This is a genomic window from Arthrobacter zhaoguopingii (genome assembly GCF_009828595.1).
Taxonomy (GTDB): Bacteria; Actinomycetota; Actinomycetes; order Actinomycetales; family Micrococcaceae; genus Arthrobacter_D; species Arthrobacter_D zhaoguopingii.
The window spans coordinates 147,998-168,914 of record NZ_WPNY01000002.1 but is presented as its reverse complement, the minus strand read 5'-3'; the positions used below and the strand labels follow the sequence as shown (position 1 = coordinate 168,914).

22 protein-coding genes and 1 pseudogene are annotated in these 20,917 nt (G+C 65.1%); 3 read left to right on the top strand and 20 right to left on the bottom strand.

Annotation, left to right across the window (positions count from 1 at the left end; translation table 11 throughout):
- Window positions 1–44: 44 nt before the first annotated feature.
- Entirely contained in the window at window positions 45–650 is a 606-nt protein-coding gene (locus GVV86_RS03175) for a GNAT family N-acetyltransferase (protein ID WP_159801373.1), read from the bottom strand.
- 156 nt (window positions 651–806) lie between these two features.
- Window positions 807–1,082: a hypothetical protein gene (locus tag GVV86_RS03170; RefSeq protein ID WP_159801371.1), complete on the bottom strand. Its 276-nt coding sequence runs from the start codon at window positions 1,080–1,082 to the stop codon at window positions 807–809.
- A 541-nt stretch (window positions 1,083–1,623) separates the two neighbouring features.
- Between GVV86_RS03170 and GVV86_RS03160 the strand changes: the two genes are divergently transcribed.
- Entirely contained in the window at window positions 1,624–2,001 is a 378-nt protein-coding gene (locus tag GVV86_RS03160) for a hypothetical protein (RefSeq protein WP_159801367.1), read from the top strand.
- A gap of 214 nt (window positions 2,002–2,215) precedes the next feature.
- On the opposite strand, the gene GVV86_RS03155 is transcribed toward GVV86_RS03160, so the two are convergent.
- Window positions 2,216–2,530, bottom strand: a complete 315-nt coding sequence (locus tag GVV86_RS03155) for a hypothetical protein (protein WP_159801633.1) — start codon at window positions 2,528–2,530, stop codon at window positions 2,216–2,218.
- A 67-nt stretch (window positions 2,531–2,597) separates the two neighbouring features.
- On the opposite strand from GVV86_RS03155, the gene GVV86_RS18535 reads away from it, so the two are divergent.
- Complete coding sequence (locus tag GVV86_RS18535) at window positions 2,598–3,452, top strand: hypothetical protein (RefSeq protein WP_210252874.1); 855 nt, start codon at window positions 2,598–2,600, stop codon at window positions 3,450–3,452.
- Window positions 3,453–3,538: 86 nt separating this feature from the next.
- Here GVV86_RS18535 and GVV86_RS03145 read toward each other — a convergent pair whose 3' ends face one another.
- Window positions 3,539–4,075, bottom strand: coding sequence for a helix-turn-helix domain-containing protein (locus GVV86_RS03145; RefSeq protein ID WP_159616555.1), 537 nt, complete (start codon window positions 4,073–4,075; stop codon window positions 3,539–3,541).
- A 201-nt stretch (window positions 4,076–4,276) separates the two neighbouring features.
- Here GVV86_RS03145 and GVV86_RS03140 point away from each other — a divergent pair, with 201 nt between their 5' ends.
- Window positions 4,277–5,161, top strand: a complete 885-nt coding sequence (locus GVV86_RS03140) for an alpha/beta fold hydrolase (protein WP_159801365.1) — start codon at window positions 4,277–4,279, stop codon at window positions 5,159–5,161.
- 109 nt (window positions 5,162–5,270) lie between these two features.
- Here the strand turns inward: GVV86_RS03140 and GVV86_RS03135 are convergent, their stop codons facing one another.
- From GVV86_RS03135 to GVV86_RS03065, 16 genes and pseudogenes are all read right to left on the bottom strand, one after another.
- Entirely contained in the window at window positions 5,271–5,726 is a 456-nt protein-coding gene (locus GVV86_RS03135; protein WP_159801363.1) for an ASCH domain-containing protein, read from the bottom strand.
- Window positions 5,727–5,782: 56 nt separating this feature from the next.
- Entirely contained in the window at window positions 5,783–6,751 is a 969-nt protein-coding gene (locus GVV86_RS03130) for a DUF2332 domain-containing protein (protein WP_159801361.1), read from the bottom strand.
- A gap of 89 nt (window positions 6,752–6,840) precedes the next feature.
- A complete protein-coding gene (locus tag GVV86_RS03125; RefSeq protein ID WP_159616547.1) occupies window positions 6,841–7,260 on the bottom strand; it encodes a hypothetical protein in 420 nt (139 codons plus the stop codon).
- Window positions 7,261–7,321: 61 nt separating this feature from the next.
- Entirely contained in the window at window positions 7,322–7,933 is a 612-nt protein-coding gene (locus GVV86_RS03120; RefSeq protein WP_159616545.1) for an HD domain-containing protein, read from the bottom strand.
- A gap of 63 nt (window positions 7,934–7,996) precedes the next feature.
- Window positions 7,997–8,185: a TetR/AcrR family transcriptional regulator C-terminal domain-containing protein gene (locus tag GVV86_RS03115; RefSeq protein ID WP_159616543.1), complete on the bottom strand. Its 189-nt coding sequence runs from the start codon at window positions 8,183–8,185 to the stop codon at window positions 7,997–7,999.
- Window positions 8,186–8,212: 27 nt separating this feature from the next.
- The gene (locus GVV86_RS03110) at window positions 8,213–8,542 is read right to left on the bottom strand and encodes a DUF4190 domain-containing protein (protein WP_159616541.1); all 330 of its coding nucleotides are present in this window, start codon (window positions 8,540–8,542) and stop codon (window positions 8,213–8,215) included.
- A 566-nt stretch (window positions 8,543–9,108) separates the two neighbouring features.
- The gene (locus GVV86_RS03105) at window positions 9,109–11,979 is read right to left on the bottom strand and encodes an FAD-binding and (Fe-S)-binding domain-containing protein (protein WP_159801359.1); all 2,871 of its coding nucleotides are present in this window, start codon (window positions 11,977–11,979) and stop codon (window positions 9,109–9,111) included.
- A 131-nt stretch (window positions 11,980–12,110) separates the two neighbouring features.
- On the bottom strand, window positions 12,111–13,268 hold the full coding sequence (locus GVV86_RS03100) for a fatty acid desaturase family protein (protein ID WP_159801358.1): 1,158 nt from the start codon (window positions 13,266–13,268) through the stop codon (window positions 12,111–12,113).
- A 17-nt stretch (window positions 13,269–13,285) separates the two neighbouring features.
- The gene (locus GVV86_RS03095) at window positions 13,286–14,380 is read right to left on the bottom strand and encodes a ferredoxin reductase (RefSeq protein ID WP_246199625.1); all 1,095 of its coding nucleotides are present in this window, start codon (window positions 14,378–14,380) and stop codon (window positions 13,286–13,288) included.
- A 339-nt stretch (window positions 14,381–14,719) separates the two neighbouring features.
- Window positions 14,720–15,058: a gamma-glutamylcyclotransferase family protein gene (locus GVV86_RS03090; protein WP_246669857.1), complete on the bottom strand. Its 339-nt coding sequence runs from the start codon at window positions 15,056–15,058 to the stop codon at window positions 14,720–14,722.
- 91 nt (window positions 15,059–15,149) lie between these two features.
- A complete protein-coding gene (locus GVV86_RS03085; RefSeq protein ID WP_246669856.1) occupies window positions 15,150–16,529 on the bottom strand; it encodes a sensor histidine kinase in 1,380 nt (459 codons plus the stop codon).
- Between the two features lie 15 nt (window positions 16,530–16,544).
- Complete coding sequence (locus GVV86_RS03080; RefSeq protein WP_246669876.1) at window positions 16,545–17,522, bottom strand: BTAD domain-containing putative transcriptional regulator; 978 nt, start codon at window positions 17,520–17,522, stop codon at window positions 16,545–16,547.
- Window positions 17,523–17,606: 84 nt separating this feature from the next.
- Window positions 17,607–17,849 (bottom strand): annotated as a pseudogene (locus tag GVV86_RS18580) (AfsR/SARP family transcriptional regulator); the annotation flags it as partial.
- Between the two features lie 248 nt (window positions 17,850–18,097).
- Window positions 18,098–18,580 (bottom strand): signal peptidase I, encoded by a 483-nt coding sequence (lepB, locus tag GVV86_RS03075; RefSeq protein WP_246199621.1) that lies wholly within the window; start codon window positions 18,578–18,580, stop codon window positions 18,098–18,100.
- 50 nt (window positions 18,581–18,630) lie between these two features.
- Complete coding sequence (locus tag GVV86_RS03070) at window positions 18,631–20,241, bottom strand: multicopper oxidase family protein (protein WP_159801356.1); 1,611 nt, start codon at window positions 20,239–20,241, stop codon at window positions 18,631–18,633.
- Window positions 20,242–20,366: 125 nt separating this feature from the next.
- Window positions 20,367–20,876 carry a hypothetical protein gene (locus GVV86_RS03065; protein WP_159801355.1) on the bottom strand — a complete coding sequence of 170 codons (510 nt, stop codon included), beginning with the start codon at window positions 20,874–20,876 and terminating at the stop codon, window positions 20,367–20,369.
- Between the last annotated feature and the right edge of the window lie 41 nt (window positions 20,877–20,917).

Below are 20,917 nucleotides of genomic sequence, written 5' to 3'. Positions count from 1 at the left end.
AATCGCTTGCCTCGCTGCCACTGCACTGCCGGGCGGCGGGGTCATCAGCGGGTCAGCGCGTGGATCTGGCCGTCGGACAAGGATCGGTCAGCGTACAAGAGCATTGTCGCCGTCGGGTCGGGATCATGGTTGTCCGGTCCCTGCCACACCTGATGGAGCCCCGCCCGCTCGACTGCCCTAGACGATCGTGCGTTGCGCGCGGCCACGACAGCCATGATGGGCAGGTCGGGTCGCACGGCCTGTGCCCGGGCCATACCGGCCGCGGCAATCTCCTGGGCGTACCCGCGGCCCCAGTTCTGTGGCCGCATGCTGAAGGACAGGTTCCAGGCGGTGTTGGCGTAGAGGCTGCATCCGCCGATACCGACCAGTTCACCCGCTGAGGGGCCAAGCAGGTGCCGTAGCACCCATAGCCCCTGCCCGTGCTGGCGCCATTCCGCGATCCGCCGCTGGAGAACTGTCCTGGTGTGTGTGATGGAGGGGTGGGCAAGCATTGGGTCAGCCTCCGCGAGGCGAGGGTCCGAGTACATTTCGAACAGCTCGTCAGCATCGTCAGGAGTGGGCCTGCACAATCCCAGCCGCCCGCTTCGGGTTTGCGCATCTCGGGCATCGGGACGCGCGCTGATTCCTGCCCCCGGCTCTTTTTCAAACATTCGTCCAGTATCCCCGGTGCAAGCCAACACCGACCTACGGCATGGGCTCTGTCGCGTGCCCTCATCCAGTACGCCGAAGTCGAATTGTGTCCTGCCAACGGTTTAGCGCGGGAACAGGCTTACTTCCCGGTTTACTTTACGCAGTGCAGGACGGGGTTACCTCCCGGAGGGCTGGGTTTCGCTGCTCCGCTGCAGTTCCGGCGCGAGGACCTGGATGACGACCGCAGCACCGATCAGGGTGGTGCCCATGGGGATCATCGCCCACCGGATCACGCCTGTGAGGAGCTCCACTGCTCCGACACCGATAGCTGCCGAAGGGCCTACCGCCTCGGCAAGGAGCCCGAGCAGCTGCGGGAGCAGCACGAGTACGAATCCACCGGCGACAATCAGGGCAATTCCCCACTGAATGCACTTCTTTGCTGCTGATTCCATTATTTCCCCCAAATCATAAGCAATCGTCTGTTCGCCGAGTGTAGTCATCGAACGGGCGGCGGCGCGACCACCACCATCAGGCCGAGACAATCCTGTTCGACTATAAAGGGCGACCTCCGCGATTCGGCTAGCCGATTCTTACGTCGTCAATCAACCACCGGATGGCATCTGTTCCGAGCCCCTCGTCTTGGTAATCGCCCGTCTGGTAAGCCTCCATCACCCTTAGCCACACCGCCCATCGAACCCAGTCGACGACGTTTTTCGTCTCGGCATACGTAATCCACAGACGATCTTCGGTGCTGCCTGGGAGCCATACGCGAGCCCCATAACGAAGGCGAGGACTACCTTCGATGTTTTCGAACTGCGCGATCAGGAAATCATGAGCCACCTCGGCTGTGATCAGTCTCAGCCCGGAAGGTTTGGCTCAAATCCAAACACTTCGCGGGTTGCTTCGAGATAGTCCTCCTGAAGTCGCCGTGAATATGGACTGTCTTCCTAACCGGTTCGGGCCGTGGCACGCTTGTGAGGACCTGGGGGCGATATGGAAAACGTGATGAGGGAACGAGGCAGGCTGTCAGTGGTGAAGCTGTCGATTCTGGGGCCACTTATAGCGTTTTCCTGGTACATCGCAGTCTGGGTCGTCATCCGGGAGTACATCTATAGGTTTCATCGTTCGGCGCCCCAGTACTGCGAGAAGTTCCACCTGCCGGATGGTTGGGACTCATACCTCACCGGCATTTACTCGTGGACGGGCACCGATACGGGGTGGCCACTGGGGGTGAAGTGCGTCTTTTCGGAGGTTGGACAGGGTACTCTCACGGTGACCGACCATTTCCTCGTTGCCAATATCTTGGCTCTTACTCCAGCGGCCGTGGTGGTTCTCCTCCTCGAATTCAAGATCCTTACGCGGCGGAAATGAGCCCGCCGATACAACACACGCACACTGGGCTTCGGCTCGAGTCACCGCTGATCCGCGATCCGAGAAGAAATCGTCCCGATTGTTCAACTGAGCCGAAGATGCTTATCAGAAACTCCAGGGACTGGATCCCGCCGCGAACCTAGGTGGCGAATGAGCCCGACGGTCCTCGCGCATGGACGTACCGGATTGAGGCCGGCAGTCGCCCGAAGGCGGGTCAGCGCGTGATGGTGAGCGGCTTGCGCGGCTCCGCACAGGATGCCCGCTCCACACCCACAGTGCCCCGTGCTCGGTTGTTCCTGCCGGTGTCGTCGCACCAGTCAACATTGTGCGGGGTCGCGGTCACGGCCGCTTCGCCAACCGCCATCTGCGCAGGTACGCGGAAGGTGTAGGTGAACGCGCCGGCATCGGTCATCAGAGCCCTCGCGTTGATGACCTCGACACCTCGTTCATCGGTGATGACCACCTGAATCTGGGCGTCCTGTCCGTACCGGGGATCACAGTCAGCCCCTTGTGCTGCGACTGTGACCATCTCTCCCTGCTTCGCGTCGGTTGGAGTGACAGAGTAGTCGGGCGGGAAGCAGGGCGGGTCGGCGACTATGTACGACGAGCATCCGCTTGCGATGGTGATTAGCGCAGCTCCAACCACGGAGGAAAGGGCGAACCGCCCGTCCGTCCTGCTGCTCGAACAGCCGAGTTGGAACTTCATGACCCCTATTGTGGTGCCGATCGCTCGATGTTCTCCCGACAACCGGAATTCGTTCCCGTACCGTTGCGCTACCTGCGGGCCGGTGGATGCTTCATCTGGGTTATTGTTCTTGGACTGCCCAGGGGGGTGGGAAAAACCGGGGGAGACCATGCGATCGCGAATTCTGTTGTGCTGTGCCGTTGCTGCCACCATGTTCCTTGCGGGATGTTGTGTTGCTGCCGACCCGCCGGCGCGGTCGGCCTCTCCTGAGTCCAGCGCGCCCGTGCAGGCATCACCGGAGTCTGGGCAGCGTGAGGGCGATGCGTCCGGCAGGACGATGGCGGGGGAGCCATCCCGGTTCATCGGTCAGGAGGACATGGCTGCGAACAGACTGAGGGCCATTGAGGAATTTCCCGAAGAGCTGCCGGACGGTTTCTCATGGTCGACCGAATCAGTCGGCGCTGTCTCCACAGATCAGGACGTTGTGATCGAAGAGGGAGTTGAGGATGTCGCTGTCGCAGATTATTGGCTCTGTGCGTGGATGGCGGAATACATTCGCGCCGTCGATTCCGGTGATGCCGGACGGGAGGAGGGTGCCCTGGCCCAGATCGAGAAGTACACGTCCCTGCCGATCATTGAGACCGCGCATCAGAACCCCGAAGTTTTTGAGGCATCGGTGGTAGAGACGGCCCGCCGCGGCGAGACGGCGAATCTGCGGGAGTTCTTCAAGTCCTGCCGGGTTCAGGAGAATGCAGCCGCTCGCTAGTTCTGTGGCCGGGGCGCAAGCCTCGAGGCGGTTCGCTCGGACGCAGTGAGGGGTGGAACCCGGTCGTCATGACCTAAATTCCAGACTCATTCCTTCAGCAGCACTATGCTTATCGCTCGCCGAGATCGGCCGGGGCCCGCCGGGGTATCCCGGAACTGTGCGACCAACCTGCCGAACTGGTGAAGCATCTCGTCGAGCTCGTCGTCGGACAGATACATGACGGTCTGCCGGTAGGTGAGCCTGTCCGCTACTGGATCGACGCGCCCGTCGCCATCGGCGTGCGCCTCCAGATAACGGTCGAAACCGGCAAGGAGGCCAGCCACAAAGGTGAGAAAGCCCCTTCTGTGCTGATCCGCTGTCATTCGCCGCAGCTCGCTCACGTCGACCTCCGCGGCAGCCTGAACGAGCCGGTAGGTACGTTCGACAGCCCCCCGGACCTTCCGTTCGGTCACGACTTGAAGGACCTGGCCCTCTACCAGAACCGACACCTGCCGGTACAGCGTGGCCGCCGGCACATCGGGCAGGAGCTCGCCCAGCTGCGCCGTCGTCAGCGCCCTGTCTCCTAGGAGGGCTTGGACAACCCGAAGACGGACCGGGTGGAGGAGCAGTTCGGCGGATCCCATGGCCGAACATTATCAGTGTTGACAATGTTCTCATAGACGATAACGTTGACACATGACCACTCCGATCCCTCAAGAAGGGCGCCTGCGGCTCCGCCTCCCTGTCGGCGCCGCAGGTCCACTCGCAACTGTGGCGCCTGTCATGGAAGCTCCGCGTCAGCTGCGGCCACTTCAGACGCGAACAGGGTCCTGAGAGTGATGGTCTTGACTAAAGGACAGCGGCGCGGCGTCGCGGCCCGAAGCGTTCGACTCCCGCTGCTCCGGCCGAACCGAGGCACCCCACTGGCCCCGCCCGCGCGCTCGTCGCCCGATGCCCTTTCCGCCACGATCACCGGCCCCGACGGTGCGCCGACGTGCATCCTCCTGCACGCAGCCGGCACGACGAGCTGGATGTGGCAGGGCCTGGTCGGTCGGCTAGAGGGAGCTGTCCGCCTGGTCACGGTCGACCTACCCGGTCATGGCCACAACGCCTCTCGGCCCTGGGTATCGATCGACGACACGGTCCTCGCTCTAACCCAGATCATCGATGATACGACGGTTGACGGTACCGCCCACGTCGTGGGGCTGTCACTGGGCGGTTACCTCGCTCTCGAGATTTCGGCCGCGCACCCGGAAAGGGTGTTGAGTACCTTGGTCAGTGGCGTTAACGTGCTCCCTTTCCCACGCCCCAGGTTAATGCGCGCCGCCGGTCACCTGATGGCACCCTTCATCCGCAGCGGGGTGATGCTGCGCGCCAATGCGCGGTCGCTGGCTGTACCCCGAGAGGACTACCAAGGCTACGTCGCCGCCGCCCGGTCCATGGCCAAGGGCACATTCACCGCGATCGGCGAGGAACTCATGAACTATAGGCTGCCGGCCGCCGCAGCCACCTGTCCCACCCGGGTCCTCGCCACCGCCGGTGCGAACGAACACCCTCTCATCCTTGAGTCACTTACGGAAATCGCCGCCGCTTTCTCCCATGCGCAAGCACGAATCGCGCCCGCGGTCGGACATGCGTGGAACGGCCAAAGCCCAGACCTCTTCGCCCAGACCGTATTGGCACACATCACTTCACAGCCACTGCCAGCGGAGCTCGCGGCCGCCCCCTGACCTGGCAGGAAAACCGCGCCTGCCGGACATACCTCGCGACACCTGACCGCATTGCATCGCACGGCAATTGTGTCGAGCGCCATATGATGTCCCGAAATACTCTCACCCCTCATGGATACCCTCCCAGTCTTGCGGGCGGATCCGGAAGGATTTCGACGACCCGGAAGCGCTCGAGGACCACAGGGGTGTCGTCGTCCACCGTGAACCCCGGATCACCAAGGAAGTCCCGCATGCTCTGGCTGTGCCAGAAGGATTCATGATCGTTCCTCCACTGCTGGAGGTCTGTATGCCCTTCGCCCTCGCAGGAAGCATGCGCCCAGGAAACCGATCCAAGCAGGACCTGCTCAACGGCGGCCGTTTCAATAACCGCTACCGGCCGCGCCATTGAGTCGATGACCAGGTGGCGCCCGCCTACCGATGGTAGGAGCTCATCCTCCATGTCGTACTCGATGCGAAGCGAGGTGGTGGTGGTTTTGCGTCCGGCGAGGACCGCGGCAACGAGCTTGTCACGCAGCGGCCCGGGGAACGCGAACTCGGCGACCGGCAGCGGCGGGGAACCATCCATGGTCTTCACTATGTCAGCAACGCGGCGGTGGGTGATCCTTCGAGAATGACCGACGGTCAGCTCAGGGACCGGGTGTACTGTCCGTGGGGGCCGGTGAGGGCGACCGGGACGCCGTTCCTGGCCAGGACGAAGGCACCGTCTTGTGGCTTGGTCCGGTGAGGGATCCGGGCGGTGATCTCGGGCAGGACCTGCCGGCCTTCGTTGCTCAGCCAGATGCAGTCGAGGGCGCCCACCCGATCAACGAACTGCTGTCGCTCGGGGGGCGTGAGGTACGCGAGCACGGCGCTGTGGAAGACGACCAGGGTGGCCTCGGGTGGTGCCTGCCGTGCCAGTTTTTCGAGTTCCTGGTTCAGGTCGCCGGCTACGAGCAGGGGAGGGTCGGCGGCGACCACAGCCGCGGCCGCATGGAGGCGCCGGCGACGGGCTTCGTGTTCGGGCCAGATCAGGGTGTCCAGCCACCGCAGGCTTTCCGGATCGGCGACGTCGAGGGGGTTCAGGTCGATTCCGGCGCGCCAGACCACCTCGGGAAGCCGGGCCGGGGCGGTGGCACCGCCGCGCAGTTCGCACTCGAGCAGCACGTCCGCGGCTTGCGGAGGATTCAGCCGGACCGTACCGTCCGCGCCGTGGTAGGTATAGCCGTACCGGTCGGGGTAGAGGCAGAGTCCGGCGGAGGCACCCACTTCCAGCAGCGCGACGGGTCCTTCGACGGCGGCGAGCTGGGGCAGGAGGACCGCGCACCGGCCGGCTTCGTTGGTCTGCGTGGAACGGGTGCGGATGACCGGATCCACGCGCTGCCAGTTAGCCAGCAGCCAGGGCCGGACGTTCCGGTAGCTCCCCAGCGGGGCGCCGTGGGACCGGGCGGCGGCGAAGACCAGGTTCGGTTGCCGCTTCGCCGGCGGGAGTCCACCCACCAGTGCCTGCACGACCGGGTCTCCGGCGACGCCCAGGGCCCAGTCCTCGTAGATCCCGGAAACGCCGTGTGCCTCGAGTTCAGCGAAACGCCGGTAATGCTCCGCGATGGTCATGGGCGGATCCTAACCCGGCGGGCCCTCCCCGGTGATGAAGGCACAGCGGGCCTGAGATTTTGATGAACCGACCTTCAGGCACCGGAGCCCTATGAAGGGCGTCCCCGGTGGACCGGTACGACGGCGGCCGCGATGCCGAGCAGCACAAGCGCGCCCAGGGTGGTGCCGAAAGCGACCAGTACCGCCCCTATCATCCACAGTCCAGTCACATCATTGACGGCGGCCGTGCCGATCCATGCGAGGGTGAAGGAGACCGGGAGGATCAGGAGAGCGACGCCAAAGGGCAGGAGACGGTAGGCGAGCCCTGCCACCACGATGCCGCACAAGAACGCCCCCACCCCCTGCCATATTGCATACGGTCCGGCCATTTCGCCGGTGGATTCGTCGTACTGGTACTCGGTATCCCAGGCGAACCAGCCAACCCAGAGTCCCGCGGACAGAAGTGCGATCAGGGCGACGGACGCCCATTGCCGTGCGGGCGATTGATCGTGGTTTCTCGTCAGGTGCATGCCTCACTGTAAGACATCCCACCCGCTCGTCAGGGCGCACACAGCCTGCTGGCGCACCTGCCTAGGCGTTCGGGTTTTGCTCCAGCGGATGGTGGGCCAGCTTCGCGGGGACGCCGTCATGGACGAGCCGGTGAGCCGCTGTGGTGGGCTTCCGCCGGGCCTGGTCCGTCACGCCCGCAGTAAATTCATCCGCGAGCGTGAGGCGCGGATAGGTGGAGAGGACCTCTTGCACGAAGTCCCGGGGAAGGACGTCCGCTCGGGAGCCACTGATGTCCAGGCCTGTTGCGACCTCCAGCAGGTATCCCTCCACATCCATCGCTGGATCCACCGACGGCCAGTTGTGCCGCACGATCACGTCGAGTGCGCGCTGTCGTCGGTCCGGCGCCCAGCCCGCGCCAGCGGTGAGCGCGACCGCGACGTGCCCGCCGGCTTCCTCGTAGGAAAGCGCAACGTTGTCGAAAGCAGGGACGATCCCCATATCGTGCAGCATTGCGGAGGTGTACAGCAGTTCATGATCCACGTTCCGCCGTTCCTCGAGCAGGGCGAATGCCTCTGCCCACAGCCAGGATCGGACCACGTGGTTGAGTAGCGCGGGCGAGTGATACGAAGCTGCCAGTTGGAAGGCGGCCCGGGCTGCCTGGGTGCTGGGAGCGGTGAAGTCGTGCAGACGCATAGAGACATCGTTGCAGACGAACGCAAGCCACCCGGGGAAGTCGGAATGGCTCCGGTAGCCCGATCAGTCTGTGCCCAGCGCTGCTTCCAGCCCATCCAGAATCACCTCGAGGCCGTACTCGAATTCCTCGACGTAGTCGTAGCCGGGCTTCAGCACGTGAGCGTTCACGAATTCCGCAAGGTTCGGATACTCACCGGCGGGGAGGGGCTCGAACATGTGCTCCGCCATGGCATCCATGTCAGCGCGGAGCATGCGCTTCTGGGCCACCCCGCCTGCCGGCTAGACATTGCAGGTGTAGGTGATGCCGGTCCGCTCGTGAACTCCGTTCCCGAGTTCGGCACAGGTTTGAATGAGGCTCGTGATTCCAACGGTCAGGAGGGTGACCCCGGCGACCGTGAGGGCAGCTCCAATGATGGTCCCGGCAAGGGCAAAACCGTTTCTCATTCCCGCCCGCCGCGACTGCAGGAAGGCGATGATGCTGAGGATCAGCCCGATGACGCTCAATGGCCCCAGAATCGACAGGACGAATCCAGCGATGCCGAGGGATCTGCCGGGATTGGTGCGCTCCTCACGTCTCGTTGGCGGTGACTGCTGGAAACCCTGAGTCATGCGAATTCCCCATGGAGTGATCGTTTTTCGATTTTCAATTGTGAAATACGGCCCGCTATTCGAGGAATTCACGGCGAGCGATCCGCAGCCCGGTGCCGGCGTTCCGCGCGCCACCTCAGAACGCCGCCAGTGATGAACGCGGCGCCCCCGAGGAGGAAGACAACCGCCCCTCGCGGAATTTCCGGCAGCGTCAGCCACTACAGCCCGATAAGGACGAAAACAAACCCCAGGGACGCCACCCAGAGGCCTTGCCTGTCAATTTTCATATCGTCCTCCTAACCTAGGCAGGATGAGAACGGGCGAAAGGAGAGTTCCGGCAGTTTCCCTGAAGACCCATTGAAGTTCGGTGCGCATCACGGTACGCCCGGACTCTGGTTCTGCAAAGATAGAAATTTCCCTCAACGGTGAAATGAGTATTCATTGCAGGGAAACAGGTATCGGAGTGGAGTCCTCATGGGATTCGACCAGCAATTCGAGGGAAGCTGCTAATGCGCCTTTCACAACGTTCCAATGCCATGCCTTCCGACCGAATGGAGTTCCGGTACTGCTGCGCACGGCGGCGGCGGTCACCCGTCGGGTGGTGCACCGTCCAGGAGCTGCGCAAGGTGAAGGCCCTGCCGGTTGCTGAGGTCGGTCAGCTGGGTGCGGCACGAGTAACCATCGGCGAGGATGACGGTTTCGGCGTCGGCGGCGCGCACGGCCGGGAGCAGCTGCTGCTCGGCCACCGCGACCGACACCTCGTAGTGGCCGCGCTCCACGCCGAAGTTGCCTGCAAGGCCGCAGCACCCGCCCAGTTCCAACACCCGGGCACCCGCGCGTCGAAGCAACTGCGCGTCCGGACTCCACCCCATGACCGCGTGGTGGTGGCAGTGTGGCTGGGCCACGACGGACGTGCCCTCCATCGGGGGCGGCGTCCAGCCGGGGACTGTCGCCAGCAGCTCCGCCAGCGTGTGGGTGGCCTTCGCGACCGGGCCGGCGGTGTCCTCGCCGAGGAGCTCCAGGGCGTCGGAGCGCAATACCCCGGTGCAGGAGGGTTCGAGCCCGACGACGGGAATACCGATGTCGGCGTAACGCCCGAGCTCGGCGACCGTATGGCCCAGGATCCGCCGTCCCGCATCCACCTGGCCGGTGGAGATCCAGGTGAGCCCGCAGCACAGCGCCTTGTCCGGAATCCGCACCTCGAAGCCAGCCTTCTCCAGCACCCGCACGGCTGCGCGCCCCACCTCGGGGGTGAAGTAATTGGTGAAGGAATCGGCCCACAGCAGCACCGGCGGCCGCGGGGTGGCCACCTGATCCCCTTGGGGTCCTCCTTCAGGCATCAGCCCGGAACCGGTAGCGGACGCCGGCCGGGCGCGGAACCAGGAGGAGAAGGTCTGGGATGCGAAGGCGGGGATGGTGCGCCGGGAATCCACCCCGGCCAGGCGCAGCCCGGCCCGGCCGATCCCCGGCAGCCGGGTGAGGGCGTTGACCAGCCGGGGCGCGGTGGAGGCAAGGCGAGCCCACCGCGGCAGCCACCCCAGCGAGTAGTGCGAGGCGGGCCGGAGCCGTCCCCGGTAGCTCTGGTGAAGCATCTCGGCCTTGTAGGTGGCCATGTCGACACCGGTCGGGCAGTCCGAGGCGCATCCCTTGCAGGACAGGCACAGGTCCAGGGCGTCGTGGACCTCGGGTGAGCGCCAGCCGGCGCCTCCCTTGTCGATCATTTCCTGAAGGACCCGCGCCCGGCCGCGGGTCGTGTCCTTCTCCTCCCGGGTCGCGAGGTAGGACGGGCACATGACGCCGGCGCCATCGGTGTTCTCCGCACGGCACTTGCCCACCCCGGTGCAGCGGTGGACGGCCTGGCTGAAGTCACCGCCGTCGTGCAGATAGCGGAAGCCGAGGCGGGAGCGCAGCGGTTTGGCCTCGGCGATGCGGATGTCGGCGTCGAGCGGCCGGGGATCGACGATGACGCCCGGGTTGAGCAGGTTGTCCGGGTCGAGCACCGCCTTGACCTTCCCGAAGAGACCGATCGCGGCGGGGGAGTACATGTAGGGCAGCAGTTCGCTGCGGGCCCGCCCGTCACCGTGCTCACCCGAGAGGGACCCGCCGTAGCGGGCCACCAGTTCAGCGGCGGCGGTCATGAAGCTGCGGAAGAGTGCGCTGCCGTCGGGTCGGTCGAACGGCACATCGAGGCGGATATGGACGCAGCCGTCCCCGAAGTGCCCGTACGGAAAGCCCATGAGGTGATGTTCGAGGAGCAGGGCGTCGAAGTCCCGAAGGTAGTCCCCGAGGCGCTCCGGTGGCACGGCCGAGTCCTCCCAGCCGGAATGGGCGGGCATGTTTGCCGGGGAGCGGCCCGCCAGGCCCGCCCCGTCCTCGCGGATCTTCCACAGCGCCGCCGCGTCGGACGGATCGGTGATCACCCGGGCCGGAAGGGCCGCCGCGCGGCTGAGGCGCCGGGCGCGGTCTGCGACCTCCAGAGGGTCTTCGCCGGCGATCTCGACGAAAAGCCAGGCGGCGCCCGCAGGCAGTTCCGGGACCGCATGGTCACCCTTACGGCTCCGGACGACGTCGACGATGCGCGAGTCCAGCCCCTCGCAGGCGGTGGGACGGAAGCCCATGACGTCCATCACCGCGTCCCCGGCGGAGCCGATGTCGGCGAAGCCCAGGACCACCAGAGTGCGGTGTGCCGGGTCCGCGACGAGGCGCACCCCTGCTTCAAGCACCACCGCAAGGGTGCCTTCGCTTCCGACCAGCGCGCGGCGCAGGTCGAACCGGTGCTCGGGGAGCAGGTGCTCGAGCGCGTAGCCGGAGACCTGGCGTCCGAACCGGCCCAGTTCGGTCCGGATCGTGCCAAGTTCGCCCTGCACGAGCGCGCGGAGCGCATCGGTCTCCGGCGTGGAGGGCGTTCCGTCGGGGCCGAGCATCAGTCGGGTTCCGGACCCTATGACGACGTCGAGGTGCGTCACGTTGTCCACGGTGCGCCCGTAGGCCAGGGTGCGCGAGCCGCACGCGTTGTTGCCGATCATCCCCCCGATGGTGCAGCGGTTGTGGGTCGAGGGGTCCGGTCCGAACCGGAGCCCCTGCGTCAGCGCCCTGCGCTGCAGGGAGGCGTGCACGGCGCCGGGCTGCACCACAGCCGTGCGGGCCTCCGGATCGAGGTCGAGAACCTGGTTCATGTACCGGCTGAACTCGAGAACCACGCCGGTCCCCACGGCATTGCCGGCCACCGACGTCCCGGCCCCGCGGGAGGTGACCGGCACCCCGCGGTCGCGGCACACCTCCAGGGCGGTGAGGACGTCGTCGGCGTCCCGTGGAAAAACGACGACGGACGGCCTCACCCGGTACAGGGAGCCATCGCTCGAGTAGGCGGAGCGAGTGGTTTCGTCGTCGCGGACGTCCGAGATGCCCCGGCCACGCAGGGTGCCGGCCAGGGAGCTCGGCAAGGCCAGCACGGTCATGAGTAGCATGCTATCTGTTGCGGCGCGCCGGACCCGCCCGACTCAGCGGACCCGCCGGCGGGCCTGCCACCATCCTGCGCAGCGGGCCCCGGCGTCGACGACACCGGGGCCCGCTGCAAATGTCGGAAAGCTCAGGCCGGAGAGGCCTTCGGGCTTCGGGAGGTCTTTTTCGGGGGCAGGGCGAGCTTGAAAATCTTCGCCCAGGTGGACCCAACCTGCTTCGGAAGCGGACCGGTGGTGTAGGGCAGGCCGTAGCGGGCGCAGATCTCCCGCACCTTCACCGCCACCTCGGCGTACCGGTTGGACGGCAGGTCCGGGAAGCAGTGGTGCTCGATCTGGTGGGAGAGGTTTCCGGTCATGAGGTGCATGAACTTCGAGCCGGAGATGTTCGCCGAGCCGATCATCTGGCGGACATACCAGTCGCCGCGGGTCTCGCCTTCAACCATCTCTTCGGTGAAGGTGTCGGTGCCGTCGGGGAAGTGGCCGCAGAAAATCACCGCGTGGGCCCAGAAGTTGCGGATCGCGTTCGCGGCGAGGGTCCCATAGAGTGCCCGGCGGCCGGAGCCGGTGGCCATGGCGAGCAGGGGCGTGGCGGCGTAGTCCTTGGAGAACTGCTTGAGTGCCTTGAGTCCGACGGCCTTGAGGTCGCGGTTCATCGCCTCCCTGGATTTCACGCCCTCCTTATAGTCGGGGATTTCGAGGTCGTAGAGCGCGATGCCCCACTCAAACACCGGAGCCAGGATCGCGTTGTACAGCGGGTTGCCGAGGTTGAACGGGCGCCAGGGCTGGTCGGCATCCATCCGCAGCAGGTTGTACCCGATGTCCTTGTCCTTACCGATGACGTTTGTCCACCGGTGGTGGAGATCGTTGTGGGTGTGCTGCCAGGAGCGCGCCGGGGTGACGAAGTCCCATTCCCAGGTGGTGGAGTGGATGTCCGGGTCGCGCATCCAGTCCCACTGGCCGTGAAGCACGTTATGGCCGATCTCCATGTTTTCAAGGATCTTCGCAAGGCTCAACATGGCCGTGCCGGCGGCCCAGGCAGCCTTGTACTTACTGAACATCAGAGCACCGCGTCCGGTGAATTCGAGCGTGCGCTGGATTTTGATGATGCGCCGGATGTAGGCAGCGTCGGTTGCCCCGCGCTTGGCGAGGATTTCGTCCCGAACAGCATCCAGCTCACGGCCGAGCTCGGCGATTTGCTCATCGGAGAGGTGCTTGGCGGCATCGGGACGGACCAGGGGATGGCCAGACGTCGCCAGGGCGCCCGGGCGGGTCAGCGTGGTGGTCATGGGGCTCCTTCGAGGGGTTAGAGGTCGAGGCTTACGGGACCGGCCGCGGCCGACACGCAGGTTTGGATGAGTTGGCCGGGGGCGTTGTGAAGTTCCCCCGTGCGGAGGTCGCGGACCTGTCCGCTGCGCAGCGGGACGAGGCAGCTGTGGCAGATACCCATGCGGCAGCCGCTGGGCATCAACACGCCGGCGTCCTCGCCCGCATCCAGCAGGGGAGTGTCCCCGTCGGCCTGAACCTCGCGGTCGGACTGTTCAAAGACGACCACTCCGCCGTCGTGCCCCGCACCCGCCGTGAGGTCGGTGCTGAAGCGCTCGACGGTGAGGGTTCCCGGGCGGGCGCCCTTCGCTTCGGCTCCGGCTGCGATGCCCGGCGACGTGCCGGCGGCCTCGAGGGCCGCCTCGCTCTTCCAGAGTTCCTCGGCGTCGTTCAGGAAACCTTCAGGCCCGCAGGCGTAGGCGGCCCGGCTGCGCCAGTCCGGGCAGAGATCGGCGATGGTCTTGGCGGTGAACTCGAGGCGCCCTCGGGCGCTGGTGAACCAGTGGCGGACCGTCAGGTTGGGAAACTGGTCGGCGAGTTCTGCGAGTTCTTCACGGAAGAGGCTCTTCTCGGGGGTGCTGTTTGAGTTGATCAGCACCACATCGGCGTCGGGGCGGCGGGGGATGAGGGTGCGGATCATGGACATCACGGGGGTGATGCCGCTGCCGGCGGTGAGCATGAGCAGGGACCGCGGGTGCTCGGGCAGAACGAAGTCACCCTGAGGGGGCGAAAGGAAGAGCACATCGCCCGGTTTGGTGCCGCGGACCAGCACCCGGGAGACGGCACCGGCGTCCTTCACGGTGATCGCGGGATCGTGGCCGGCCGCAGTGGTCAACGAGTACGAGCGCCATTGGCGCACTCCGTCGAGTTCGACGCCGATGCGCGCCCACTGGCCGGCCTGGTGGGCCTGCCAGCGGTGGCCCGGCCGGAAGTAGATGGTGGCTGAGTCCTCGGTCTCGTGGACCACGCGGGTCACAATCCCGCGGAGCTGGCGGGAGGAGTGCACCGGATTGAACAACGCGAGGAAGTCCTCCGGGGTCAGCGGAGTCGTGAGGGCGGAGGCGGCACGCGCCAAGTGACGAAACAAAACGGGTCTACCTCAGTCTTAGCCGGGAATGAACTGATCGGCTTGCGGAGGCCGAAACATCAGCAGGGGGACCACCTCGGGCGGCGTTGTTGTTGTTCGACACAGGGATCCTCCTAATTATGTAGTGAGACCGTCAACGGATCCAACGGCCCAAAGTGGACCGGGTTACGTATGGCAGAGGCGCCGACGCAGGGTGCTCCACCGTTGCGCTCTACTCTTTAGACGATACGGAGCGGGAGGATTAATAGCAAGTGTGCTTACTAACGGCGGAGCCATGCACCGGCGCAGCAGCACGCCGGGCACCGGTGCCCGCCTGAGGGGCCCATATCAGGGGGCGCCGGCGTAGACCCAGGCGTGGATTCCTGATTCCAGGCGCAGCAGCACCCGCTCGTACTCGCCCACTTCGTAGAGGTCCGCCGCGGCGAGCTCCTCGTCGGAGACCTCGAACACCGTTCCTTCGACGAAATCGGCTGCTGCTGCCGAGTAGCGCAGGATGGGGTGGGAATCGGTTCCGCTCGTGGCAATCACATCCGGGTCGGTGATGCGGAGCCACTCGATCCGGTGGTGGGGCAGGCGGTCCTGTGTGCCCGTGAGGAGGCGGCCGAACTGAGCGAGCTGGACGGCGGGCAGCCGGAGCGTCCCGTAGGAAAACAGCCGCTGAACCATAGAACCTCTTTCCATCAATACCGGGCGCGCCCCGCCCGACGAGTTGCACAACCGGTCGAGCCGCACAACGATGGTATCGACCGGGGCTCGCTCAGCCGTTCAAGGGGACGCTTGCCCGCCCTCGTGACAGGAGCGCCCCCTCATCGAAGGTCGCGGTGACGGACGTACCGACCCCTGGTGCGGAGCGTACCTCAAGGGTGCCGCCGACCTGCTGAATTGTGTCCCGCAGGATCCGCAGCCCAAAATGGCCTTCCGGACAGGGGTCGCCCGGGTTGAATCCAAGTCCATCATCCGAGATCGTGATCCAAGTGCTTGGGCCGGCCTGCCGGACCCGGATGGCCACCGAGTGCGCCGAAGAATGCTTGGCGGTGTTGGCCAGGGCTTCACGCGCCACCCGATACACCAGGACCGCACTGTCCCGGTCAAGTACGAGTCTGTCCGACAGATCGATACTCAAGGCTATTCCACGCTTCACCAACGGGGCTTCGAGCCTCATGAGGGATGCCTCCAGCCCGAGCTCCTCAAGGTCGGGTGGATAAAGCTCGCTGGTCATGGCCCGGAGGGCGCGGATATTGTCCTGAAGCAGGGTCCGGGCCATCGCAACTATCGGCCCTTGTTCCGGTGGGCCGCAGCGCTCTTCGGATTCCAAAGCATAAGCCAGCCCGGACAGGTCCTGGATGACCTCGTCGTGGAGTTCGCTGGCGATTCGTCGACGCTCTTGATCCGACGCCTCGATGGCGCAGCGCAGCAATGCGTTTCGTGTCGCCTGATGCCTGCGGATCCTTCGTGCAAGGCGGGTGGCCGGGACCAGTTGAGCCAGCTGCAGCACGGCCAATGAAAGCAGCATCGGCGGAACCATTCCGATCAGCACTGCATGCTGGTCGCGGCGGACGGCCTCGCCCGATGCATATGTCTCGAGGATCATCGGCTCACCGCTCTGGGAAAATGAACGGACATACACCTCCACGAGTTCTCCGGAGTGAGCCTCGTACTCGTTTTCCTTCGCCGTCTGGGCCTCGAGGGTCGCCGTCGCCGGCCCGCCGTCCAAAAGCAGCCGAGCCCATTCTTCCTGTTTGAACTCCTGCCCGATGAGGGACTCAACATCCGAATACACGACCTGGCCGTGCTCGTCCCACACCTTGATCCGGGTCAGGTTCCCATTGGCCAGCCACGGCGCCAACCGCTGATCGATTAGTTCGATTGCGGCGGGATCGCGCGCAAGGACCCGGTTCGTGACCAAGGGGCCAACCACATTGTCGGCCAGGCGTTGGGTGATATCCCGCGCATTGACCAGGGCCTGCCGTTCCGCTTCGGCCCACATCCAGGCGGCCACCGGGAGGGCAACCAGGCCGAGGGCGACAAGGCCGGCAGTGAGGAAACGCACGACGGCGAATCTCACCACCCACCGCTCAGCGGGATCCTGGCCGGCGTCGTCCGGTGAGCTGGCCCCTCCTGCGTGAAACACTGCCACGGCGGTCCTGCCTCGTCACTGTTCCGGGAGTCCGGCGGTCGATGCGGAGGTGCCGCCAAATTTCGCCACCAGCGCCGGGTGCACGATCATGTTGCCGGCTCGAGCATGCCTCAGGGTGTCCAGCATGAGCCCCAGTGCACCGTCCTTTGGAAGGAATCCGCAGATTCCCATGCGGGCGGCCTCCTGAAGCGCTGCGGGCGACGGATCGCCGGTCAGCATGACGATGCGTGCCCCGCGCGTCACCGAAAGAATCCGCTCCGCGGCCTTGAGTCCGGATCCGTCAGGAAGGTGGAGATCCATCAACACAACGTCGGGCCGCGTCTCCTCAAACATGGCCACTGCCGAGGCCACCGATTTCGCAGCCCCTACACTCCTTAGATCTGGTTCCCGGTCAAGAGCTCCAGCTAAGAGGTCGACAAATGTGGTGTGGTCATCGACGATGAGAATGCGAAGGCGTTCCGTTTTTCCCCTGGCCGCCAGGGTCGCCGGGGAACATTCCTCCGCGGTTACCTCGACCGGGGCCCGGACTGCGAATGGCTCGCGCGTCGCCGCGGTATTCGTGAGCAATCTGTGTTGCGCTTCCTGCAGCGCCAGACTCGGCACGCAGCCCAATTCCTCGGCCATTATCCTGCGGCACCGGTCGAAAGCCCGTAAGGCTTCGGTATTTTCTCCATTCCGCTCGAGCCCCAGAATTAAGGCCGTCCATGCCCGTTCGTTGAGTGGATCCTCTTTTGCAGCAGCCTCGCCCCAGGCAATGGCTTGGGAGAAATTTCCCACCGCGAGTGCGGTTTCTGCCGCCAGAACCCGAGCGGAGCCGACCCGTGCGGCGTGGAGAATCCGTTCCTCCTCGGCCCAGGCCGGGAGGAGTTCATCCCCGAGCAGCGGTGCGGACGCCAGCTCAAGCGCTTCAGTGAGCATCGCCAGGGCTGCGTGGGGCACCGCCTGGCCGGCCCTCCTGACCAGCCGATCGAAGCGGTCGAGGTCCAGCTCCACGAGCGAGCGGTCGATGGCGTAACCGCCGTTAACGGTGCGGAGGGGGCCGGAGCGGCCGGTCCCTGGCTGCAGGTGCCGTCGGAGGACGCTGACATAGCTCTCGAGGGTGGGGAGTGCGACGGCCGGGTGGTTCCCGCTCCACAGAAGGTCCATGATGCGGCTCTTTGAAACTGCTGATCCAAAGCTCAGGAGGAGAATTTCAAGGACCTGGCGGGGCTTGGGTCCGCCGAGTTGGTTCGCGCTGAGCTCCGTTTCTCCACGGTGGATAGTCAAAGGGCCGAAGACTGAAATTCGAAGCGTTGGCGTTTGTCGAGGCGCGTCCGGCACTATTGTCGTGGCGGGTGTTTCCTTTTCAACATCTAAAGTGAACACTGAATTTCCTCGATTATCCGGTGCCGTGTGTCACCCATTGAAGTCCTGGATATATCGACGAACAACAGTGCTTGCTACTCGAAGGGCGATGAAGATTACTCGCCTGCCGCATTCATTTTCGCTGGGTGCTCAGGCAGCAGCGGGGTAATCCCTGTGAGGTATCCACCGGGCACCGGTGGGAGTAGAGGGATGACGGCGTGCAGCTACTTCCGGCCCACCAGCACGATGCCCTGGATCGCGTCGAGCGGCACGGCCCCGAAGTCCCTCGAGTCGATTGACACACTCCGGTTATCCCCAAGCACGAAGACGCTTCCGGCCGGTACCGTCTCGGGTCCGAAATAGGTAGCGTCGATGCGGTCGTGGTCGATGAAGGGCTCAGGAACGGCGACGCCGTCGACGTAAAGTTTCGCATCGCGAATCGCAACCGTCTGCCCCTCCCCGGCAACGACGCGTTTAATTGTCTTCCTTCGGTCAACGGGGCTGGTGAAGGCAACCACCGCGCCCGCAGGGATACGGTCCGCAGCAGCGGGCTTGTAAACAAGGACGACGGACCCCGCCGGGATGGTGGGTTCCATGCTGTCCGAGGACACGGTGAGGGAGTCCACCAACCAGCCGCGGATGAGCAGGAGAACCAGAACAGGAATTAGGGCCGCCGCGAGGAGCCGCCGGGCTCGAGACCATGGCACCGGGGGTTGTGACAGCGGCGGCATGTGCCCGCTGGCTTCCCGCTTAGTGGTCAACCTGCCACATCGTCCCAGATGGGCTTGGCTGCCGTCATGGGATCGTTCGGGTCAACGTCGGTTTCCCGAAGGCCCACCCGGAACTGCACCATCATGTCGTGATCCTCGTGCGGCAGATTGTGGCAGTGCATCATGTAGACGCCCTTGTGGGGGGTGAACTTCATCAGGAGCCGGACGGTCTCCCGTTCACCCACATACACCGTGTCCTTCGGGCCCCGCTCCCAGTTAAAGGGCGCCCGTCCGTTGCGGCTGATGATCTGGAAGTCAACCAAGTGAATATGGAGCGGGTGGAACCAGCCGCCGGAGCTGTTCTCGATCTGCCAGACCTCCACTGAGTTGAGCGCGGGGTTGGCGACCGCCTTCTTGTAGCCGCTGGCGATGACGTCCTGCCAGCTGTCATCGTTGATGGTCCACATGTTGGTGGCGTCGCTCCGCTTGACCCGAAAGTATCGCGTTTTGACGGATTGGCCGGCCCGCAGCGACATGGTTTCACCGCCGGTCAGCGCCGTGGGGATCCGGTTCCAGGTCGGATCCCGGCTGTCCACCGGTTCATCGGTGACATCGAAGGCCATGATCTTATGGGTGAAGTCGTAGTCGACGTTGTTCTCATTGGACAGGTTCCACAGCTCGATCCGCTGTCCTGTCCGGTATTTCCGGAAGTCAATGAGGACCTCATACCGCTCCGCCCCGGCGTGTCGGTAGTTCGCCACGCTCTGCGCCGCCGGCATCAAGCCGCCATCGGTTGCGACAACCACCAGCGGATCGCCGGTGCTCAGGGCCGGCCGCAGGGACCGGGAGATTGATGCATTCAGGAGCCGGAGGCGGTAGACACGCTTCTGCACCTTCATGACGGGCCAGGGCTTGCCGTTCACCAGGATCACGTCTCCCCAGAGGCCCGAGTGGGTGTTGTCGTCGTAGCCGAGGGAGCCGTCTGAGGCGAACATCGCATCGCTGATGGTCAGCGCGACGTCGTACCGGCCCTGGGGGAGCAGCCGCCGTTCGACGGGATCGTGTAGGTGGTATTGGGCCGCGAGGCCGGAGTAGGCGTTCAGCGCGGTGAAGTGGACCCCATGGTCGTGGTACCACAGTGTGCGGGCCGGCTGGAAGTTGGGGTAGTGGTAGTCCTTGTAGAAACCGGGGTGGGTGAGGTCGCTGGCGTAACCGTCGTATTGGGGGAGGGACGCCGAGCCGTGCAGGTGGGTGGAGGTGGAGAGCGCGTGCCCGTCCAACGCATGCCGCACCGGAAGCTGGTTGCGCACCCTCACCACGGCTTTCGTGCCCCGATCGAGGCTGATCGTGGGCCCCGGGAACAGCCCGTTGTAACCGAGGACCGGTGTGCCCAGACGGGGCAGGATCCTTGCCACCGCCGCCTTCTCTGTCACCCGGTAGTAATTGACCGGCAGCCCGTCGGCCGGGTCAATGCCGGTGGCGTAGGGCGGTAGGAGCGGGGCCTGGATGAATGGTGTCCGGAACGGCCGCGGCATGTGGTCGGAGCTGAGCCGGCTTGCAGACTTCGCCTCGACGGATCCCGTCGGCCACATTGCCGCACCTGCGCCGAGGACTCCCAGCCCTCCGATCAGCAGAACCTGGCGCCTTGTCGTTGACATTAACCGTCTCCTTCATCCGATGCTCAGACTGTGCCGTGCGCGGCTTGGGGTTTTCCTGCGTCCGTCGCTCGGACCTTGGGAAAACCTTGAGGGTCGCTGCGGGGTCTGGCCAGATGGCCGCTCCGCTATCCACCACGATGATGTCCAGCCCCGAGTGACAGTCCAGCTCCTCCGGGAAGATTCAGGGTCAGATCGATGGCCCGGTCGGGCAGTTCGAAGATGAGTACGGCGTCGATGCTTTCCCCCTGGGGTGCCACCGCGGACGCGGGGGAGAACCAGACCGCTTGCCAGGTTCCTGTGCCCAAGGCGGAAACGGAATAGCCGGAGGGGTCAAAGGACAGCCCCTCGTCTCCCATTGCCGTCAACTCCAGCAATATGCGGACGCGGTGAACGCCCTCGCCGGGCGGGCTGGCGAGCGCAGCCGCAGGTGTCGGGGGCGACCATCCATCGGCCTCGGTGGGGACCACGCCGTGGATGCGGGCGAGCCCGCCGTCGAGCCCAGCTGAGGCCCCCAGCGGAACGGGAGGTGTCCGCGGAGGAGAGGTCAGGACGATCGCGAGCAGGGCCGCAAGGAGGGCGGCCAGGACGGCCGGCACAAGGATCTGCGTGCGGGTGGGGAGGGTTGTCGGTGCCATGCAGGCGAGTCTGCCGCCCGGTCCTTGGTAATCCCTTGGAA

Excerpts from the sequence above, each read along its gene's own strand:
- GVV86_RS03175 (WP_159801373.1), bottom strand. The coding sequence starts at position 650 with ATGTTTGAAAAAGAGCCGGGGGCAGGAATCAGCGCGCGTCCCGATGCC.
- GVV86_RS03170 (WP_159801371.1), bottom strand. The coding sequence starts at position 1,082 with ATGGAATCAGCAGCAAAGAAGTGCATTCAGTGGGGAATTGCCCTGATT.
- GVV86_RS03160 (WP_159801367.1), top strand. The coding sequence starts at position 1,624 with ATGGAAAACGTGATGAGGGAACGAGGCAGGCTGTCAGTGGTGAAGCTG.
- GVV86_RS03155 (WP_159801633.1), bottom strand. The coding sequence starts at position 2,530 with ATGGTCACAGTCGCAGCACAAGGGGCTGACTGTGATCCCCGGTACGGA.
- GVV86_RS18535 (WP_210252874.1), top strand. The coding sequence starts at position 2,598 with ATGTACGACGAGCATCCGCTTGCGATGGTGATTAGCGCAGCTCCAACC.
- GVV86_RS03145 (WP_159616555.1), bottom strand. The coding sequence starts at position 4,075 with ATGGGATCCGCCGAACTGCTCCTCCACCCGGTCCGTCTTCGGGTTGTC.
- GVV86_RS03135 (WP_159801363.1), bottom strand. The coding sequence starts at position 5,726 with ATGGATGGTTCCCCGCCGCTGCCGGTCGCCGAGTTCGCGTTCCCCGGG.
- GVV86_RS03130 (WP_159801361.1), bottom strand. The coding sequence starts at position 6,751 with ATGACCATCGCGGAGCATTACCGGCGTTTCGCTGAACTCGAGGCACAC.
- GVV86_RS03125 (WP_159616547.1), bottom strand. The coding sequence starts at position 7,260 with ATGCACCTGACGAGAAACCACGATCAATCGCCCGCACGGCAATGGGCG.
- GVV86_RS03120 (WP_159616545.1), bottom strand. The coding sequence starts at position 7,933 with ATGCGTCTGCACGACTTCACCGCTCCCAGCACCCAGGCAGCCCGGGCC.
- GVV86_RS03115 (WP_159616543.1), bottom strand. The coding sequence starts at position 8,185 with ATGCTCCGCGCTGACATGGATGCCATGGCGGAGCACATGTTCGAGCCC.
- GVV86_RS03110 (WP_159616541.1), bottom strand. The coding sequence starts at position 8,542 with ATGACTCAGGGTTTCCAGCAGTCACCGCCAACGAGACGTGAGGAGCGC.
- GVV86_RS03105 (WP_159801359.1), bottom strand. The coding sequence starts at position 11,979 with ATGACCGTGCTGGCCTTGCCGAGCTCCCTGGCCGGCACCCTGCGTGGC.
- GVV86_RS03100 (WP_159801358.1), bottom strand. The coding sequence starts at position 13,268 with ATGACCACCACGCTGACCCGCCCGGGCGCCCTGGCGACGTCTGGCCAT.
- GVV86_RS03090 (WP_246669857.1), bottom strand. The coding sequence starts at position 15,058 with ATGGTTCAGCGGCTGTTTTCCTACGGGACGCTCCGGCTGCCCGCCGTC.
- GVV86_RS03070 (WP_159801356.1), bottom strand. The coding sequence starts at position 20,241 with ATGTCAACGACAAGGCGCCAGGTTCTGCTGATCGGAGGGCTGGGAGTC.
- GVV86_RS03065 (WP_159801355.1), bottom strand. The coding sequence starts at position 20,876 with ATGGCACCGACAACCCTCCCCACCCGCACGCAGATCCTTGTGCCGGCC.